We start from the raw sequence: 17676 nt of genomic DNA, 5'->3' as shown, positions 1-17676 counted from the left end.
CCGCTCTGTCCGGCCGGACCCGCGGATCAGGAGATCGCCTCGGCGGGACGGGCGCGCAGGACGAGCCGTGCGGGAAGGGCGGTGGCGGCCAGGGCCAGGACGGTCACCGCGGCGACCAGGGCCAGGTAGGCCGGCGGCGGCACGTGCGGCCGCGCCGAACCGGTCATGCCCAGGCTGAAGGCCGTGAGCGTGACCAGCGAGATCGCCGTGCCGAGGGCCACCGCGACCAGCACCGCGGTCAGCGTCTCCAGACGGGCCATCCGCAGCACCTGCCGGCGCGTGGTGCCGACGAGGCGGAGCAGGGCGAACTCGCGGGAGCGGTCCGAGGCGGACATCGCCAGCGTGTTGACCGCGGCGATCGCGGTGAACGCGATGATCAGGCCCATCGCCACGTGGTTGACCGCGGCGTTCGGCGCTCCCGCCTCGGCGGCCTGGACCCTGTCGAGCACCGTGACGCCGGGTGCGGCCCGCTCCAGGGCCGCGCGGGGGACCGACGGCGCCGCGACCAGGACGGTGGAGAACGGATCGTCGACGTGCGGGCGCACCAGTTCGTGCGCCAGGAGGAGCTCGCCGTACCCGAGGCCCCGCTCGTAGAGGGCGACGACGCGGAGCGTCGCGTGGGTGCCGTCGCCGAGGGCGAGCCGGAGCGGCGAGCCGACCGACACGCCGAGGCGGGACGCGGCGGTCCGGCTGACGGCGACCGTCTGCGGGCCGAGCCCGCGCAGCGATCCGGCGACCACCCCGGGGTCGAGCGTCGACGAGAGTCCCGCGGGCGTGACGGCCTGCGCGCCGTACCTCTCCAGGCCGACCCGGACCGAGGTGCGCAGCACCTCGGTGACCGCCTCCACGCCCGGCACCCCGCGTACGGCGTCGGCCGCGGCGGAGGAGACCCGCGGGCCGAGCACGTGGTCGGCGCGGTCGCCCGCCGCCGCCTCCTGCTGGGCGGCGTGTCCCATCGTGGTCTGCACGAACAGGATCGTGCACGTCATCGCGACCATGAGGCTGAGCGGAGTGATCACCGAGGCCAGCCGGTGCGACCCGATCCGCAGGTTCGCGGCGGCGAGGTACCCGCTCACCCGGGAGCCGCGCAGCACCGCTCCGAGCAGCGTGACGGCCACCCGGGCGATCACCGGGCCGAGCAGGGCGACCGCGACCGTCCACACCAGCGGGGTCAGCATCGTCACCGGGCCGGACGCCGCCTCGGTGGACAGCCCCGACAGCACCGCCGTCAGCACGGCACCGCCCGCGGCGCACCCCAGCCCGGCGATCAGCCGTCCCCGAGGCAGGCGCGCGGCCGGCAGCGCCGCCTCGCCGAGGGCCTCGACCGGGCGGATGCGGGCGGTACGGCGGGCGGAGACGCGCGCGGCGGTCCAGGCCGCCAGGACGGTCGCCGCGAGCGCGGCGAGTACCGGGAACGGGCTCACCACGAGCCGCAGGTTCTCCGGCATCACCCCCAGCGCGACGAACCGGGAGCGCAGCCAGAACCCCAGGCCGATTCCCAGGGCGGCCCCCAGGGTCCCGGCCACGGCGCCGAGCACGAGCGCCTCGCCGCCGAGCAGCCGGCGCACCTGCCGGGGTGTCGCCGCGACCGCTCTCAGCAGGGCGATCTCCCGCTGGCGCTGCTGGACGGAGAGCGCGAACGTGCCGACCACGACGAGGACCGCGACCAGCAGCGCGGTGCCGCCGAGGGCGCCGCCCATGCTGACCAGCTTCAGCCGTGCCTGCTCCCCGTCGAGGAACTCGGCCGTGCCGCGCTCGTCGCCGGTGTGCGCGACCGCACCGCCGAGCACCGGGGCCAGGTCGGCCCGAGGCGCGCCGGGCCGGGGGAAGACGCCGATCGCGCTGACCAGGCCGGGACGGCCGGCCAGGCGGCGGGCCTCGGCGGGGGCGAAGAACAGCGTGTCCTGGCTGGGCAGGGCCTCGGCGGTGACGCCCGTCACCCGGTAGACCCGTGATCCCGCCGGTGACTCCACGGTCACCTCGGCGCCCACGTCCAGTCCCGCCCGCGCGTCCGCCACCAGTTCGTCCCCGTCCCTGGGCGCGCGTCCGGCGCGCAGGGTGAACGGGGTGAGCGGGGCCGACTCCCAGCCGTGCCCCCAGAAGGACCGGCCCGCGACCAGGACGGGGAACGTCACCTCGGTGACCACCCGCCCGACCCCCGGGAGCCGGCCCAGCTCCCCGGCGAGGGAGGCGGGGATCCACCGGCGCTCCGACAGGGCCTTGGCCTTCGTCTTGGTCTTCTCCTCCGACTTCCGGACCGTCTCGCGGACGTACCGGTCGCCCGCGACGAGCACCGGGGCGCCCGCGTAGCGCTCGGGGGCGACGCCGCCGCGCAGCCCGGTCTCCAGCAGCATCCCGCAGGCGCAGACCAGGGCCGCCGCGCACATCAGGGCGAGGAAGGCGCCCGCGAAGCCGGCCTTGCGGTGCCGGATCGCCCGCAACGCGAAGAAGATCATTACACCCACGCTCCCAGTCGGGTCATCCGCTCGGCCACCCGGTCGGAGGTCGGCGCGGTCATCGTGTCCACGATCCGGCCGTCGGCCAGGAACAGGACGGTGTCGGCGTAGGAGGCCGCCACCGGGTCGTGGGTGACCATCACCACGGTCTGGCCCATGCCGTCCACCACCTCGCGGAGCAGCCTCAGCACGTCACGGGCGGTCATCGTGTCGAGCGCGCCGGTGGGCTCGTCGCCGAAGACCACCTCGGGCCGGATCACCAGCGCCCGGGCGATGGCCACCCGCTGCTGCTGCCCGCCGGAGAGCTGGGCGGGCCGGTGCCCGGTCCGCCCGTCCAGGCCGACCCGCGAGACGATCTCGCGGAGCCAGGCCCGATCCACCCGGCTGCCCGAGAGCCGGAGCGGCAGCGTGATGTTCTCGGCCACGGTCAGCGAGGGCACCAGGTTGAACGCCTGGAACACGAATCCGATCCGCCCCCGGCGCAGCTTCGTCAGCCGCGTCTCGTCCATCCCGGTCAGCTCGGTGCCGCCCAGCCGTACCGAGCCCGAGGACGGTGCGTCCAGCCCGGCCGCGCAGTGCAGGAACGTGCTCTTCCCCGACCCCGACGGTCCCATCACCGCGGTGAAGCTCCCCTGCGGGATGCCCACCGTCACCTCGCGCAGGGCCGCCACCGCGCCCTGGCCTGTGCCGTACACCTTGCTCACCGCGTCCAAACGCACCACGTCCGTCATGCCTGCAAGCCTGCTGGCCCGCGGTCCGCCGGGCCAGAGACGTGATCACCGGCGGACCGTGACATCGTCATGATCCGGGCACTGGTAGACATGTCCCGTGATCCGTGTGCTGTTGGCCGAGGACCAGTACGTCGTCCGGGGCGCCCTGGTGGCGCTGCTGGGCCTGGAGGCGGACCTGGAGGTCGTCGCCGCCGTCGAGTCGGGCGAGGCCGTGGTGCCCGCCGCGCTCCTGCACCGGCCCGATGTCGCGGTGCTCGACATCGACATGCCCGGCGCGCTCGACGGCCTCGCCGCCGCGGGAGAGCTCCGCTCGCGGGTGCCCGCCTGCCGGACGCTCATGCTCACCGCGTACGGCAAGCCGGGCCATCTCCGCCGGGCGCTCGGTGCGCGGGTGGACGGGTTCCTGCTGAAGACCGCACCGCCGGAGGAACTGGTGGCCGCCATCCGCGCGGTGGCCGACGGCGAGCGGGTGCTCGACCCCTCGCTGGCGGTGACGGCCTGGGACCTGGCCGACAACCCGCTCACCCCCCGCGAGGCCGACGTGCTCCGGCTGGTGGCCGAGGGGATCGACGCCGCCGAGATCGCCGGGCGCCTCTTCCTGAGCGCGGGGACCGTGCGCAACTACATCACCGCGATCGTCACCAAGCTCAACGCCCGCAACCGGGTCGACGCCGTGCGCATCGCCGGAGAGGCCGGCTGGATCTGAGCGCGCCGAACCCGCACGGCCGGGACCGGAGGCGGGGAGCGGGCCGCCCGGGGAGGGGCCGCGGCGCCGTGCCGTCCGAGGCGCGGCGCGGCGCGGGGCGGGGCGGGGAGCCTCAGCCGGCGGGTGCGGACGTCGCGGGGGACGGGGTGGGGACACGGGCCTCGATCTCGAACCGCTCGCCGTCGCGGGTGGTGACGAGACCGCCGCCGAGGGCGGCCAGCCGCGTGGTCAGGTTGCCGACTCCCGCCGAGCCGCGGCGCCCCGCGGGGCGGTCTGCGGTCCGGTCTGCGGTCCGGTCTGCGGCCCGGTCTGCGGCCCGGTCTGCGGCCCGGTCTGCGGTCCGGTCTCCGGTCCGGTCTCCGGTCCGGTCTCCGGTCCGGTCTCCGGTCCGGTCTCCGGTCCGGTCTCCGGTCCGGTCCGGCGCGGGGCCCCCGGGGGGAGCCGCGCCGGACCGGACCGCGGGGCGCACGCCGTCGTTGCGCACGCGGAGCCGTACCGCCTCCCGCTCGCGGTCCGTCGCGATCGTGCAGCGGCGTGCGGCGCTGTGCCGGAGCACGTTGGTCACCGCCTCGCGCAGCACCGTGCTCAGCACGGTCTCGACCTCGGCGGCGACCCGGCCGTGGCGCAGCTCGACCGTGACCTCGATGCCCGCGGCGCCCAGGAGCGACCGCGCCGCGTCCGCCTCGGCGGCCAGCGACATCTCGTACCGCTCCCCGGAGGCGGAGCGCATGTCGGCCTCGGCCTTCTCCACCATCGCGAGCACGTCCTCGATCTCGGCGCGGGCCCGGACGGGGTCGAGCCTCCTGGCCAGTTCGCACCTGAGGAGGATCGCCGCCATGCTGTGGCCGAGCAGGTCGTGCAGGTCCCGGGCGGCGCGCAGGCGCTCCTCGACCACCGCCGAGCGGGCCAGCTCCTCCTTGACCGCCTGGACCTCCTTCGCCAGCAGGGCCAGGCGGAGGAGCCCGTGGACGACCAGGCCGGTCACCAGCGTGCTCACGGTGTGGTTCACCGTCACGGCGGGCTCCAGCCCGAGGACGACGCCGATGACCGCGGCGCTCACCGTCACGGAGGCGACGAGCGGCCAGGCCAGGACGGCCGGGAAGGCGAGCAGGAGCGGACCGGAGAGGAAACCGGCGACGCCCAGCCAGACCTCGCCGAAGGCGGGGATCGGAAGATAGGTGAGCAGGGCCATGACCGTCAGTGACCGCAGGTGACGGCCGGACACCAGGTGGAGCTGCAGGAGGATGATCGACCCGAGGCAGGCGGCCGCCGGGAGCAGCGAGCCCGCCGGGAGCCGGAGCAGCGTCTTGGCGCTGAACCCGGCCAGGACGACGGCCAGCAGGGTGAGGGAGAGAACGGAGGCGTACCGGTCGTCCGGCGGGAGCGATGGCGCGGATCCGGCGCCGGGGAGCACGGCGGAGACGGTGAAACGGCCGGTGGAGGACAGGCCCGTCGTGAGCGATCCGCCCGCCGCGGCCACCCGGCCGGGAAGGTCGCCCAGGCTCTCGTCCTCCGCGGTCCTGGCTCCGTCGTTGGAGACGCGGAGCCGGACTCCGCCCTCGGACGCGTCGGTCTCGATCGCGCACGTCGTCGCCGTGCCGCGCCGTACGACCTCGGTCACCGCCTCCCGGAGCACGGCCGCGAGCAGCGCGCCCGCGGGCCCCAGCGGTTCGGCGTGGCCGACGCGCACCTGCGGGGTCACGCCCGCGGCCGCCAGCATCGCGCGGGCGGCGGTGATCTCGGGCGCCAGGGACATGGCGCGGTACCCGGAGGCGGCGGCCCGCGCCTCGGCCAGGGCGCGCCGTGCCGTGCCCGCGACCTGTCCGAGGATCTCGGCCGTGCGCTCCGGCTCGGTCAGGGCGCGCCTGGCGCCTGCGGCGATCGCGGTGAGGCCGCGCCCGAGACCGTCGCTCAGTTCGGCGGCGATCCGCAGCCGCTCCTCGGCGACGGCGGCCACGGCGAGGGCGAGCCGGGCCGAGTGCAGCTGGTCGACCCGCTCGGTGAGCCGGGTCAGGCCGTAGACCACCAGCGCGATCAGGACCATCGTGATCGTGGCGTCGGCCGTGGCGGACGCTGCGCCGTACCGGGCGGAGCCGATCACCGCCGCCGCCACGGCGACCGCCGGAGCGAGCGGCCACAGCGGCGACAGCAGCAGCAGTGACCCGGCCAGGAAGCCGAGCATGCCGACGGACGCGCCGGCGAGAACGCCCCAGAACCCGGCTGCGGCCTGCACGGCGAGCAGCACCGGCCCCCGGAACCGCCTGAGCACCGGCAGGACGTGGACGAGCTGCAGTGCGAACACGACGATCGCGATCGGCGCCCCGGCCAGCAGGTACACGCTCGCGAACGCGCCCAGAGCGGCGACGGTGATCCCCCGGGCCAGGTGGGGCGCCTGCATCTGTGGCAAATCCGTACCCCCGAACATCCGGGGGAACAGCCTAGTACTCCGTGACGCTTTGAGATCATGGCCGGGGTCTGCGCCGGCGGGTGCGGCGACGCGGCGCCGGCGATCTCATACCGGTCGGGCGAGCCGGGCGAAGGAGAGCACGACCACTGTCGACAGCAGCCAGCCCAGCAGGCCGGCCGTGTTCAGAAGCGTTGACACCAGTGATCCGTGCGGGCTGCGCGTCTCGGGATACCAGGTCGCCCGCTGGCCCAGTGAGAGCAGCGGGACGACGGTGTCCACGGTGTAGAACAGCGGGTCGAAACAGCGCACCTGTCCGTCCCCGCACGGCCCTGGACGGGTGCCGCGGCGTGCCCCGGTGGCGGTGCCGTCCTTCGGTGCCGCCACGTCGTCGACGGTGACCAGCCGGCCGTCGACGGCGTACACGTTCCCGCGCGGGTCGGTGGCCCGCAGCGTCTCCTGTGCCCAGGGGGTCAGCATCATCGCGCCCACGAGGACGAGCAGGGCGCCGAGCAGCCACAGCACCCTGCCGGGCCGGTACCCGTAGCCGACGGTGAGCCCGTAGAGCAGGTCCCGTGCGTCCCTGATACGGCGGCGCGGTGAGCGCCCGCCCGGCGCCGGTGCCCTCCTGGCCTGCCGGCGCTGCTCGATGAGCAGGTGTTCGGCCTCCGCCGGGTGACCGTGCTGGCGGAACACCCTGGCCGCCTGCTCGTAGGGGCCGGCGTCGAAGGGGGTCATCGCCCGCAGCCAGTCACGGCGGGCCCTCCAGTCCCAGGCGTCGTCGAACCGGTCGTAGACGAATCCGGAGATCGCCGTGTCCTGCGGCCAGCGGGCCGCGTCGTCGGCGAGCACGGTGGTGGAGGCGCCGGTCAGGTCCACCCGCGGCGGGACCTCGGCCCAGCGCAGGCCCATGCCGCCGCTCGCGGTGGCCGACACCGCTTCGATCCCCTCGCTGAAGGTGCCGCCCTCCATATCGAGTCGCCCCTCCACGCCGCACCGGTTCAACAGCACCCTGCCCTGGGCGGTGAATCCCTCGGTGAGCAGCAGCGGTCCGCGCACCAGCGCCTGCTGCAGGGAGAGCGCGTCCCCGCCCGGGTTGCACAGCCGGGCGCCGCGGGCGTCCAGGACGCCGCCGACCGATGCCGAGCGGAACCTCAGCCTGCCGCCGGTCGCCTCCAGTCCCCGCAGGTTCACCACGCTGTCGACGACGACGCCCTGCGCGGCGATGAGCGATTCCTTCTCGGGCCGGCTCCACCGTGTGCCGCTGAGCCGGAGGTCGCCTCTGATGTGGGCTCCCGCCAGCCGCAGTGTGCCCTCGACCGCCACGCCTTCCTCGATGAGGAGGCTGGAGCGCAGCTCGGCGTTGGTCAGGTCGAGGGCGCGGCCACCACCGACGGTGAACGCGCACTCCCGGTGGATGCGGATGGTGCTGAAGGATCCCATGGCGAAGTCCGCGCCGCCGCCGATCCGGCACTCACCCTCGACGCTGAGGTCCCCGCCGACGAAGAGGCCCGGGGCGCTGATCGCGGTCCCGCTGCTGCGCCGGCTGGAGTATCCGGTGCCCCTGACCGTCTCGGCCGGTTCGAAGACGGCCGCGCGGATCAGGAACTGCCCGGAGATCCGGGCGTTGCTCAGGTCGATGCAGCCGCGGACCAGCGGAGGGCGGCCCCGCTGGTCGTCGATGAGGAACAGGCTGCCGCCGATCTGCGCGTCACTCAGGTCCAGGGCCAGTCCCCGGTCGGGACGGGTCAGCCGGGCACCGGTCAGATCCAGCGATCCCTCCAGCCGCGCCCCGATCAGCCGGAGCCCACCGCTCGCCTCGAACCCGTCCAGCAACCGGATCGTCCCGCCGACCCGCATCCGGTCGGCTTGGATCGCCCGCCTCGTGGAGCTGATGACCGTGCCCTGGCAGAGCAGGCGCCCGCCGATCTCCGACTCGCACAGCCACACGGCCGCGCCGCAGGAGGTGCTGGCCGAGGTCCGCAGGTCACCGGTGATGCGCGACCTGGACAGGTCCAGGTCGCGGCGGACCCGCAGCCCGTTGGCGAGGATGCCGGGTACGGTGCAGCCGTCGAACGCCAGCAGATACAGGTCGGCGCCGTCCGCGTCGACGGGACGGTCGAACACGCAGTCGGTGAAGCGCAGCGGGAAAGGGACCTCCATCCCGCTCAGGTCGAGGTCGCCCTTGATCTGCGCCCCTTCGATGGCCAGCCCGCGCGGGTCGATCTCGTCCCGATCGCGTCGGCACAGCTCCCGTACGAGGTGTGCCCCCACGACGAGTTCCTCGCCGTCCTGCGCCCGGACGGCCCGTCCTCCCGCACAGGCCTGCGCCAGGGCCTCCGCATCCAGGGTTCGCACACCGCCGGACACCCTGTCAGCCTCCGGGAAACGGGGCGGAGGTCCGCCTTCCGGCGCCGGCCACCGCCCCTGCTGCCTCCGGGCGGGTCCGCTGCCCGTCTCCGGCCATCTCCACGGCCCCTTCCACGGCCCTTTCCACGGCGGAGACGCGGCGCCGCCGCTCTCCGAGAATCATCACCGCCCCGGTCGCCGCGGCACCCGCCAAACCCGCCAGCACGAAGATCTTCCACCGCCGCATGCGCTCAGGCTAGCCTCGTTTCCCGACCGGCGTTGATCGGATACGTGCTTCCGGTGCGGGGCGCATCACCCGGGGAGAGCACCTCCCGGATCGCGTCACCCGGGGAGAGCCCTGGAGCGGGGATTCGCTCCAGGGGGCGGCGGGCCAGCAGCCGCCGCACCGGGACCGCGCCGCCGCTCGGCCGGCCGGTGGCCGCCTCCGGATTGTCGGTGCCCGTTGATAGCCATGACCGGTCACGTTGACCGACCGATGATGGAGCCCCCCATGGCCACGGCCACCTTCAGCGACGGGAACGCCACCGCCGGGCGCTCCGTCGAGACCCCCCTTCCCGCTCGGCCCGGCGCGAGCCCGGCGCGCGGGCCCGTCCGCCTCGTGCAGCGGGTCGGAGGCTGACATGGGCGTCCTCGACGACTTTCCCGCGTCCCAGGGCTACCTGCTCAAATACCACCTCACGGGGCTGCCGCGCGAGCTGTTCGCCCTGTACGACGCGGGCGGGCGGCCCGGCGCCGACGAGGCCGGGCGCACGGCGTTCGGTCTGTGGGCGCAACTGCGGCTCAGCCTGGGCGACGAGGGCGGCCACGCGTACCCCGAGGAGGTGCTCCGGCTGGTGCGCGAGGCGGCCGGCGGCGACATCCCCTGGACGTTCGAGGACACGCGCGTCCTGTGGGAGATCGCCGACGCGCTGTCGGGTTGCGGTCACACCGCGCACGCCGAGCTGTACCGGATTCCGCTGGCCGCCATCGCGACGCTCGGATACTCCGAGCGCCGCCGGATCCTCGATGACGCGCCGCCCTGGCACCCGGCCCACCGCAACCCGGGCCGGGCCGCGCTGCGCAAGGAGCTGGAGCGCGTCCTGACCGAGCCCCCGGAGCACGGGGCGGCCGGGGTCGTGCGCAGCCTGGTCTGGGACGGCGACCCCGTCGCCCGTGCCATGGCGGGGCGGTACGCCGACCGGCTGACTCAGCCCGCCGTGCTGCCCCTGCTGAAGCACTGGTGCCGGGCCAAGGCCGGCAGGCCCAGCGAAGCCTGGCTCGCCAAGGTCCGCACGCTGCTCACCGACGACGGCGTGGCGGTGCTGCGCGAGATCCTCTCGCGCGTGGCCACCCACCGCGAGAGCCGCGAGCCCGGCGGCAGGGTCTTCCTCGCCCGCCGCACCGCCCTGCCGCTGCGCGGCATGCTGTGGACCTGCGAGGTGATCGACGCGCCCTGGGTGTCCACGCTGCTCGGCGACATCGCCGTGAACTGCGGCATCGGGCGCAACGGCACCGGCGGCGCCGCCGTCTGCCGCAACGAGAGGCTGGCCAACGCCGCGTTGAACGTGCTGGCCAAGAGGGGCGGCCTCGACACGGTGGGCGTGCTCGCGCGCGTGCGGGCCAGGCTGCGCAGACCGGCCCTGCTGGCGAAGGCGTCCGACGCCCTCGACGCGGTGGCCGTACAGGAGGGGCTGAGCCACGAGCAGCTCGTCGACCGGACGGTTCCGGCCTTCGGCCTCGGCCCCGACGGGGTCCGGGAGGAGCGGGCCGGCGACTGCGTCGTCCGGCTCGACGTCGACGGGCCGGTGCTGCGGTTCGTCAACGCGTCCGGGCGCGTCGTCAAATCGGCGCCCCGGTCCATCCGCGAGGACCCGGTGCTCGCCGATCTCAAGGCCACGCTGAAGGACCTCAAGCGCACCCAGGCCGCCGAGCGGCTGCGCCTGGAGCAGATGCTCATCGTCCAACGCGCGCTGTCCTGGCAGGAGGCCGAGCGGTACTTCTTCGACCATCCGGTCACCGGCCCCTACACCCGCGCCCTCGTCTGGCGGCTGCCCGACGGGTTCGCCGGGCTGCCGGTCCGGGACGGCGGCGGCTGGGCGCTGGCCGACGCGAGCGGCGGATCAGTGCGTCCGGAGGCCGACACGCCCGTCCGGTTGTGGCACCCCGTCCAGGAGGGCGCCGAGGGGGTGCGCGGCTGGCGCGACCACCTGCTGGAGCGGCGGATCAGGCAGCCGTTCAAGCAGGTGTTCCGCGAGGTCTACCTGCTGACCCCGGCCGAGGAGCGCACCCGCACCCACTCCGACCGTTTCACGGGCCACCTCGTGCGCTACGGGCAGGCCAAGGCGCTGCTGGAGCAACGCGGCTGGACCGGGCTGTCGATCGGGCACTGGGACTACGAGTGCGACGGCGACGTGGGGGCGGCCGTCAAGACGCTCGCCGGCTGGCAGGCGAGCTGGGGCATGCAGGTCGCCTCCGACCCCCGGCAGGACGACTGGGGCACGGCCTCCTGCGCCGCCACCGACGCGATCCGGTTCCGGCGCGCGGGTCTTCCCGGTGACGCGCCGCTCACCGAGGTGCCGCCGCTGGTCTTCTCGGAACTGCTGCGCGACGCCGACCTCGCCGTAGGGGTCGGCTCCCTGGGGCTCGACCAGCAGGCGGCCGGGCACGACGGCCACCGGCAGCCGTACGGGTTCGGCGAGCTGACCGAGACCGCCCGCACCCGGCGCGACGCGCTGGCCCGGCTGCTGCCCCGGCTGACGATCGCCGACCGGGCCGAGCTGACCGACCGGTTCCTGCGCGTCCGCGGCGACCTGCGCACCTACCGGATCCACCTGGGGTCGGGCAACATCCTGATGGAGCCCAACGACGCCTACCTGTGCATCGTCCCCCGCGGCGGCGGCGACCAGGTCTTCCTGCCCTTCGAGGAGGACGGCGGCATGCTCTCGGTCATCCTGTCCAAGGCGTTCCTGCTCGCCGACGACACGGCCATCACCGACGCGTCGATCACCCGCCAGCTTGTCGCCACCTGAGTGCCGCGACAGGAAGGGGCCACCGGGGCGTGACAGCGGGGTGACGGGGGGAGGCGATGCCGTGGTGGGTCGGAGGGTGTTCCTGGCAGTGCCTTGCACCATCGCAGACGTGTAGCTTTCTAATGGGAAGAAGGCGCTGCGGAGTGCGTGAGGCGCTCACCGATGAGAGGAGCGGCAGATGGCGCGGGTGACGGCGGCCCAGCGGAGGGAGCAGGACGCCGGGGCGGGGTACAACGCCTTCGTGGAGGCCTGCCCCAGCCGCAAGCTGCTCGACCGGATCTCCAACAAATGGGTCGCGCTGATCCTCGCCGCGCTCGGCAGTGACGATGCGCATCAGCCGGACTCCGCCTGCGCCGGCGGGCCCCGGGCGATGCGCTACTCGGAGTTGGCCCGCCTGCTGGCCGGTGTCAGCCAGAAGATGCTCACCCAGACGCTGCGCTCGCTGGAGCGCGACGGCCTGGTGACCCGGACCGTGGTGCCGACCGTGCCCGTCACCGTCTCCTACGAGCTGACCGATCTCGGCCTGTCGCTGTACGGGATGATGCGGGGCCTCAAGGCCTGGGCCGAGGCGCACATGGACGACGTGCTCGCCCATCGCGAGGCCTACGACACCCGCCTCGCCTGAGACCGCGCTCCGCGGGGCCTGTGCGGCGGTGTCGTCCGCGGTCGAGTCCCGCACTCGACCGCGGACGTCCGAGGACCCGCCCCCGTCGCGAGGAGAAGCCCCCCGGGTCCCCGCGGAGCCCTCCGCCCCCCTCTGAAGCCCCGCGGAGCCCGCCCTCAGCGGCCGATCTCGTCCAGTTCGGCGAGATCCTCGCCGGAGAGGGTGAGTCCGGCGCCTGCGACGTTCTCGCGGAGGTGCGCCGCCGACGAGGTGCCGGGGATCAGCAGGATGTTCGGCGACCTCTGCAGCAGCCAGGCCAGGGCGACCGACATCGGCGTCGCGGCCAGCCGGGAGGCCACGGCCGTGAGCGCCGAGGACTGCAGCGGGCTGAAGCCGCCGAGCGGGAAGAAGGGCACGTAGGCGATGCCCTGTCCGGCGAGTTCGTCGATCAGCTCGTCGTCCTGGCGGTGGGCGAGGTTGTACATGTTCTGCACGCACACGACCGGAGCGATCGAGCGTGCCTCGGCGACCTGCTCCGCCGTCGCGTTGCTCACGCCGAGATGCCGGATCAGCCCCTGCCGCTGGAGTTCGGCGAGCGTCCCGAACGCCTCGGCGAGCGAGCCGGGCTGGGGCCCCCGAGCGTCGCCGAGCCGCAGGTTGACCACGTCCAGCGTCTCGAGGCCGAGGTTCTCCAGGTTGTGCCGGACGGCCCGGCGCAGGTCTTCGGGCGTGCGGGCCGGGGGCCAGCCCCCCTGCTCGTCCCGGACCGCGCCGACCTTGGTCACGATGTGCAGCGAGTCGGAGTACGGGTGCAGCGCTTCGCGGATCAGCCGGTTGGTGATGTGCGGCCCGTAGGCGTCGGCGGTGTCGATGTGGGTGATGCCGAGGCCGGCGGCCTCGCGCAGGACGGCGAGTGCGCCGTCGTGATCGGCGGGCGGACCCATGACCCCGGGACCGGCGAGCTGCATGGCTCCGTAGCCGAACCGGGTGACCGTCAGGTCGCCCAGGGTCCAGGTGCCGCCGGGAAGCGAGGCGGGGGACGTGCTCATCACTGTGCCTTTCGTGTTGAACCAGAGAGCGGCGCCCGATGGCACCTTGCATCATCATCGGGAAGCAGCTTCCTGATAGGAAGAAGGCACTTCACAGTGCGTAAGGCACTCACAGGTGAGAGGAAGGCCGGCCGGCGGCGGCCTCCGGACGGACCGCGGTGAACACGCGGGAGGCCGACACCTCAGCCCCCGACCAGCGGGACGAGCTTGACGAACGACACCACCGGGTCGGCGGTCAGGTCGATCACCTCCGACAGGTCCTCGACCTGGCGGTCCCCGACCAGCAGCACGAACCCGTTGCGCCGGAAGGCCCGCTCGGCGGCGTCCGCCTGCTTCTCCCAGTCGATCCGCCGCCGCTCGCCCGTCCGGTAGCCGTTCAGCTCCGCCTCGGCGTCCGCGGGGCGGACCAGGCCGGTGAACCGGGCCGAGGGATCGGCGTTGTGGCGGGCGACCTCCTCCCGGACGCGCGACCGCACCAGCTCCCGCGCCGAGATGCTCTCCGGCAGATCGGGCAGCGCGAACTCGGCCAGCGGTTTCCCGGTTGCCGTCTCGTCTCGGAAGGTGACCGTCGCCATCTCACAGCTCCACACGTCAGCGGAAGAGTACGAGGCAACCGATATCAGGCGGAACCGACAAGACGAGCCGGGCGGGGCGCCGGGGCCGGATCACCTCCTGCTCCGCCGCTCGTGGGCCTCGGCGAGGATGAGGTAGGCGCTCGCCGTCCACGTGTAGGCGCGGTCGCGCAGTCCCTGCCCGGTGCGGGCGTCGAAGTTCTCGGCGAACCCCGACTTCTCGCACAGGGTGCGGAAGCGCGCGCTGATCTCGTCGGCCAGGTCCGGGTATCCGGACCGGCGCAGGCCGTCCTCGACCAGGACGGTGGACGGCGCCCAGATGGGGCCGCGCCAGTAGCCGTCGTCCCGGTAGTGCTCCGAGGCGGGCGGCTCGGTGGCCGGCCCGAACGCGGTCAGGTGCCGCTCGATCCGGGAGGCCAGCGCCGCGCGGACGGGTCGCGGCAGTTCCTCCCCCAGCACGATCGGAACGAGGTCGAGCAGGCTGGAGCCGGCCCAGGTGCGCCCCGAGTGCACGCCGCGGGCGACGAACCGTTCGCCGTCCCACAGCTCGGCGAGGAGGGCGTCGCGCATCCGGTCGGCCTGTCGCGTCCATCGGGCGGACGCGGCGGGATCCGGTGCCAGGCGGGCCAGTTCGCGCATCTGCAGCACGAGGAAGGCCGCCAGGTCGGCGGTCTCGACGACCCGCTCGGGGTCGAAGGTGGTGGCGTTGTCCCAGCCGCTGTCGTTGCCGTGCTGGTAGTGCGGCAGCTCGCGGCCGGGGGCGCGGCGGGCGTCGAGCCAGAACGCGGTCCAGCGCTCCAGCGACCGGTAGACGCCGGACGGATCGGGTGCGGGAGGGAGCCGGCGCAGGGCCCAGCCGTGGACGGGCGGTTTGACGAAGTTGTAGAGGACCTCGGAGTGGGCGACGGAGTCGGGCAGCGCGCCGGAGGCGTCCTGGTGGTCGAAGGGCAGCCGGAACTGGTCCCAGGCGGGCCCCGGCAGGCCGCGGGCCAGGGCGATGGCGTTGAAGCAGTGGTCCCAGCTCCACACCTTGTCCATCCAGTGCTTGGACATGAGCACGGCGGGCCGGGTGACGAACCCGGCGGGGCGGACGGTGGCCGACCACAGCACGTAGGCGGCCAGTTCGGCGGCGGGCGTCCGGTCGCTGCGCCAGGGCGCGACCGCCGCGGCGAACGCGGCGAACTCCGCCCGCGCCGCCTCGACGACCTGCTCGAAGGGGACGGCGCTCGTGTACGGGGCGCGGGCGGCCTCGTACTCCTCGACCGCGATCTCCCACTCGCCGCGCAGGGCGACGCCGCGCTCGGCGGTGCCCAGCGCCTGCTCGCCCAGCGCCCGCGTGCCCGGATCCCCGGCCTCCCCGCGCAGGAGGGTGATCCGGTAGCGCCGGCCGGTCTGGTAGACGGTGAGGACGTACGATCCGTCGACGGGGTCCCGGTAGAAGTACGGGCCGCTGAACGGCGTCAGGACCGGGTCGGCGGCCAGCAGGCGGAGCCCGAGGCCGCGACCGCGCACGCGTACGGTGTCGGCGTTCTCGTAGGCGAGGTCGATCCGGCCGTCGTCGCGGCTCCAGGTGAGCCGGTGCGGGGTGGCCGTGATCACGGCCTCGGCGTCGGGGACCAGCTTCAGGACCGGGTGCATGCCGGTCTGGTGCGAGACCAGGTGCACGTCCGGGGCGTGGGTCCGCTCCGCCACCACGGGCGAGAATCCGAACCAGGAACCGCAGTGGCTGAACGGTATCTCCTCCAGGGAGAACACCGGTCCGGAGGAGGAGGCGGCGGTCATCGGGCGGGACTCCCTTCCCGGTCTCCGGCGGCGGCCGCGGCGGGAACGGCGCCCGTCACGGAACCGGCCTCCGCAGCGGGAACGGCCTCCGCGGCGGGAACGGGCAGCCAGACGCGCATGCCCGCCGGGCCCCGCCGGGCCCAGGAGTGGTAGGGACGCAGCGGGAGGTCGATCCATCCGGCGTCCCCCGCGGCGGGCGCCGGACGGGGGAGGTAGGGCCAGCTCCTTCCGGGGTGGCCGGGCAGCAGGGCGCGGACCAGGACGGCGCCGCCTCCGGCCCGGGGCGCGGAGCGGGGGTCGATCACGAGGGCGTCGAGCGCGGCGGGGTCCGGCAGGTCGCGGGACTCGGCGCACAGCACCTCGGGGCCGCGCTCGACGGCGACGCAGCCGCGCACCGCGTCGATGCGGGGGTCGGGCCAGGTGAAGCGGGGTTCGACCGGCAGGTCGAGGGTGATGACCTCGCCCGCGCGGAAGGTCCGGTGGACGCGGACGAGGCCGGGGGCGGCCCGCCGCGTACGGCCGTCCTCGGTGAGGGTGGCGCCCGTCGCCCAGGCGGGGACGCGCAGGGTGAGCGTCCAGGGGCCGGGGGTGTCGGCCGCGACGCGGAGGCGGACGACGCCGGATTCCGGGTATCCGGTCTCGACGTCCACGGCGGCCGTCCTCCCGCCGGGCAGCTCGGCGCGGATCGCGCAGGGGGCGTACTGGTGGATCTGCAGGCCGTCGTCGTCGGTGGTGGCGAGGTAGCCGTGCAGGCTGGCGAGCGTGCGGGCGACGTTGGTGGGGCAGCAGGAGACGTCGAACCAGGCGGCCCGGGTGCCGCCCTCGGCGCGCGGGCTCACCTCGTCCGGGTCCGCGGCCTTGCCCGGCGTGCGCTGGTGCAGCGGGTTGGCGTAGAAGAACGCCCTGCCGTCGGAGCTCGGCGAGGTCGCGATGACGTTGTACAGGGTCCGCTCGATGAGGTCGGCGTAGCGCGGGTCGCCGGTGGCCAGCAGCAGGCGCCAGGACACCATGATCGAGGCGACGCCGGCGCAGGTCTCGCAGTAGGCGCGGTCCGGCGGCAGCTCCCAGTCCTCGCCGAAGCCCTCGTCCTGGTGGCGTGAGCCCATGCCGCCGGTGATGTACGTGCGGCGCGCCACCGAGCGCTCCCACTGCCGCCGCACCGCGTCCAGCAGCTCGCCGTCGCCGCGTTCGACCGCCACGTCCACGGCCGCCGCGGTGAGGTAGAGCGCCCGGACGGCGTGGCCGCGCCACACGTCCGCCTCCCTGACGGGGACGTCGTCCTGGAAGTACGCGCGCCCCAGCGGGATGTCGCGCAGCGTCCCGTGGCCGCGGCGGTCGAGGAACAGGCGGGCCTGCTCGACGTACCGCTCCTCGCCCAGGGCGCGGCCGAACTCGGCCAGGCCGACCTCGATCTCCGGATGACCGCAGATCCCGGCGGACCCGCCGGGGCCGAACGTGCGGCACACGTGGTCGGCGGCGCGGCGCGCGACGCGCACCAGGTCGTCCTCGCCGGAGGTGCGCAGCCGGGCGACGGCGGCCTGGAGCAGGTGGCCGGTGTTGTAGAGCTCGTGGCCCATCTCCAGGTCGCTGTAGCGCGGCGGCTGGTCGCCGTGGCCGAAGCAGGTGTTGAGGTACCCGTCCGGGTCCTGGGCGCGGGCGACGCGCACGGTGAGCCGCTTGATCGCCGCCTCCGCCTCCGGATCGCCGGTCCTCGCGGTCTCCCAGGCCAGGGCCTCCAGCAGCTTGTAGACCTCCGAGTCGGAGAACGACCAGCCGGGGCGGTCGGGTCCGGTGGCCCCGTCGGCGACCCGGTCGAAGTTGGCCAGCCAGCCGAGGCGCTCCATCCACGATTCGCAGTGGGCGAGCGTCGCCGTGGCGTTCACGGCCTGCCGGTCGCCCCAGAACCCGCCGGTGAGCGAGACCTGAGCGAGCCCGAGGGGGCGTACCCGGCCGTGGGACGGCAGCACGGGGCCGGTCATGTGTCGAAGCCTTCC

Annotated in this window: 12 protein-coding genes; 4 read left to right on the top strand and 8 right to left on the bottom strand. The window is 74.5% G+C overall.

The genetic code is table 11. From position 1 onward, the window contains the following. Positions 1–26: 26 nt before the first annotated feature. Positions 27–2456: an FtsX family ABC transporter permease gene (locus HS045_RS16150; protein WP_196452817.1), complete on the bottom strand. Its 2430-nt coding sequence runs from the start codon at positions 2454–2456 to the stop codon at positions 27–29. Continuing rightward, the gene (locus HS045_RS16145; RefSeq protein ID WP_196452168.1) at positions 2456–3187 is read right to left on the bottom strand and encodes an ABC transporter ATP-binding protein; all 732 of its coding nucleotides are present in this window, start codon (positions 3185–3187) and stop codon (positions 2456–2458) included. The genes HS045_RS16150 and HS045_RS16145 overlap by 1 nt, the downstream gene beginning before the upstream one ends. A gap of 97 nt (positions 3188–3284) precedes the next feature. On the opposite strand from HS045_RS16145, the gene HS045_RS16140 reads away from it, so the two are divergent. After that, complete coding sequence (locus HS045_RS16140; RefSeq protein ID WP_196452167.1) at positions 3285–3893, top strand: DNA-binding response regulator; 609 nt, start codon at positions 3285–3287, stop codon at positions 3891–3893. A gap of 112 nt (positions 3894–4005) precedes the next feature. Here the strand turns inward: HS045_RS16140 and HS045_RS16135 are convergent, their stop codons facing one another. Both HS045_RS16135 and HS045_RS16130 read right to left on the bottom strand, forming a co-directional pair. Continuing rightward, positions 4006–6291, bottom strand: a complete 2286-nt coding sequence (locus HS045_RS16135; RefSeq protein WP_196452166.1) for a sensor histidine kinase — start codon at positions 6289–6291, stop codon at positions 4006–4008. A gap of 114 nt (positions 6292–6405) precedes the next feature. Continuing rightward, positions 6406–8655: a hypothetical protein gene (locus HS045_RS16130; protein WP_196452165.1), complete on the bottom strand. Its 2250-nt coding sequence runs from the start codon at positions 8653–8655 to the stop codon at positions 6406–6408. A gap of 502 nt (positions 8656–9157) precedes the next feature. On the opposite strand from HS045_RS16130, the gene HS045_RS35485 reads away from it, so the two are divergent. The 3 genes from HS045_RS35485 to HS045_RS16120 all read left to right on the top strand — a co-directional run bounded on the left by HS045_RS35485 (position 9158) and on the right by HS045_RS16120 (position 12300). Then, the gene (locus tag HS045_RS35485; protein ID WP_255531815.1) at positions 9158–9286 is read left to right on the top strand and encodes a hypothetical protein; all 129 of its coding nucleotides are present in this window, start codon (positions 9158–9160) and stop codon (positions 9284–9286) included. A 1-nt stretch (position 9287) separates the two neighbouring features. Further along, positions 9288–11675 carry a DUF4132 domain-containing protein gene (locus HS045_RS16125; protein ID WP_196452164.1) on the top strand — a complete coding sequence of 796 codons (2388 nt, stop codon included), beginning with the start codon at positions 9288–9290 and terminating at the stop codon, positions 11673–11675. 178 nt (positions 11676–11853) lie between these two features. Continuing rightward, entirely contained in the window at positions 11854–12300 is a 447-nt protein-coding gene (locus HS045_RS16120; RefSeq protein WP_196452163.1) for a helix-turn-helix domain-containing protein, read from the top strand. 155 nt (positions 12301–12455) lie between these two features. Here the strand turns inward: HS045_RS16120 and HS045_RS16115 are convergent, their stop codons facing one another. The 4 genes from HS045_RS16115 to HS045_RS16100 form a co-directional block, all read right to left on the bottom strand. Then, complete coding sequence (locus HS045_RS16115) at positions 12456–13328, bottom strand: aldo/keto reductase family oxidoreductase (protein ID WP_196452162.1); 873 nt, start codon at positions 13326–13328, stop codon at positions 12456–12458. A gap of 182 nt (positions 13329–13510) precedes the next feature. Then, entirely contained in the window at positions 13511–13903 is a 393-nt protein-coding gene (locus tag HS045_RS16110; protein WP_196452161.1) for a hypothetical protein, read from the bottom strand. Between the two features lie 90 nt (positions 13904–13993). Further along, positions 13994–15682, bottom strand: a complete 1689-nt coding sequence (locus HS045_RS16105; RefSeq protein WP_196452160.1) for an amylo-alpha-1,6-glucosidase — start codon at positions 15680–15682, stop codon at positions 13994–13996. Next, positions 15679–17661 (bottom strand): glycoside hydrolase family 127 protein, encoded by a 1983-nt coding sequence (locus tag HS045_RS16100; RefSeq protein WP_196452159.1) that lies wholly within the window; start codon positions 17659–17661, stop codon positions 15679–15681. Before HS045_RS16100 ends, HS045_RS16105 begins: the two co-directional genes overlap by 4 nt. Between the last annotated feature and the right edge of the window lie 15 nt (positions 17662–17676).

The sequence above is a fragment of the Planomonospora sp. ID82291 genome (genome assembly GCF_015711645.1).
Taxonomy (GTDB): Bacteria; Actinomycetota; Actinomycetes; order Streptosporangiales; family Streptosporangiaceae; genus Planomonospora.
The sequence above is the reverse complement of the archived record's forward strand: the minus strand, read 5'-3'. Positions and strand labels throughout refer to the sequence as shown.

Coding starts and splice junctions, on each gene's coding strand:
- HS045_RS16150 (WP_196452817.1), bottom strand. CDS start 2,456: ATGATCTTCTTCGCGTTGCGGGCGATCCGGCACCGCAAGGCCGGCTTC.
- HS045_RS16145 (WP_196452168.1), bottom strand. CDS start 3,187: ATGACGGACGTGGTGCGTTTGGACGCGGTGAGCAAGGTGTACGGCACA.
- HS045_RS16135 (WP_196452166.1), bottom strand. CDS start 6,291: ATGCAGGCGCCCCACCTGGCCCGGGGGATCACCGTCGCCGCTCTGGGC.
- HS045_RS35485 (WP_255531815.1), top strand. CDS start 9,158: ATGGCCACGGCCACCTTCAGCGACGGGAACGCCACCGCCGGGCGCTCC.
- HS045_RS16125 (WP_196452164.1), top strand. CDS start 9,288: ATGGGCGTCCTCGACGACTTTCCCGCGTCCCAGGGCTACCTGCTCAAA.
- HS045_RS16120 (WP_196452163.1), top strand. CDS start 11,854: ATGGCGCGGGTGACGGCGGCCCAGCGGAGGGAGCAGGACGCCGGGGCG.
- HS045_RS16115 (WP_196452162.1), bottom strand. CDS start 13,328: ATGAGCACGTCCCCCGCCTCGCTTCCCGGCGGCACCTGGACCCTGGGC.
- HS045_RS16110 (WP_196452161.1), bottom strand. CDS start 13,903: ATGGCGACGGTCACCTTCCGAGACGAGACGGCAACCGGGAAACCGCTG.
- HS045_RS16105 (WP_196452160.1), bottom strand. CDS start 15,682: ATGACCGCCGCCTCCTCCTCCGGACCGGTGTTCTCCCTGGAGGAGATA.
- HS045_RS16100 (WP_196452159.1), bottom strand. CDS start 17,661: ATGACCGGCCCCGTGCTGCCGTCCCACGGCCGGGTACGCCCCCTCGGG.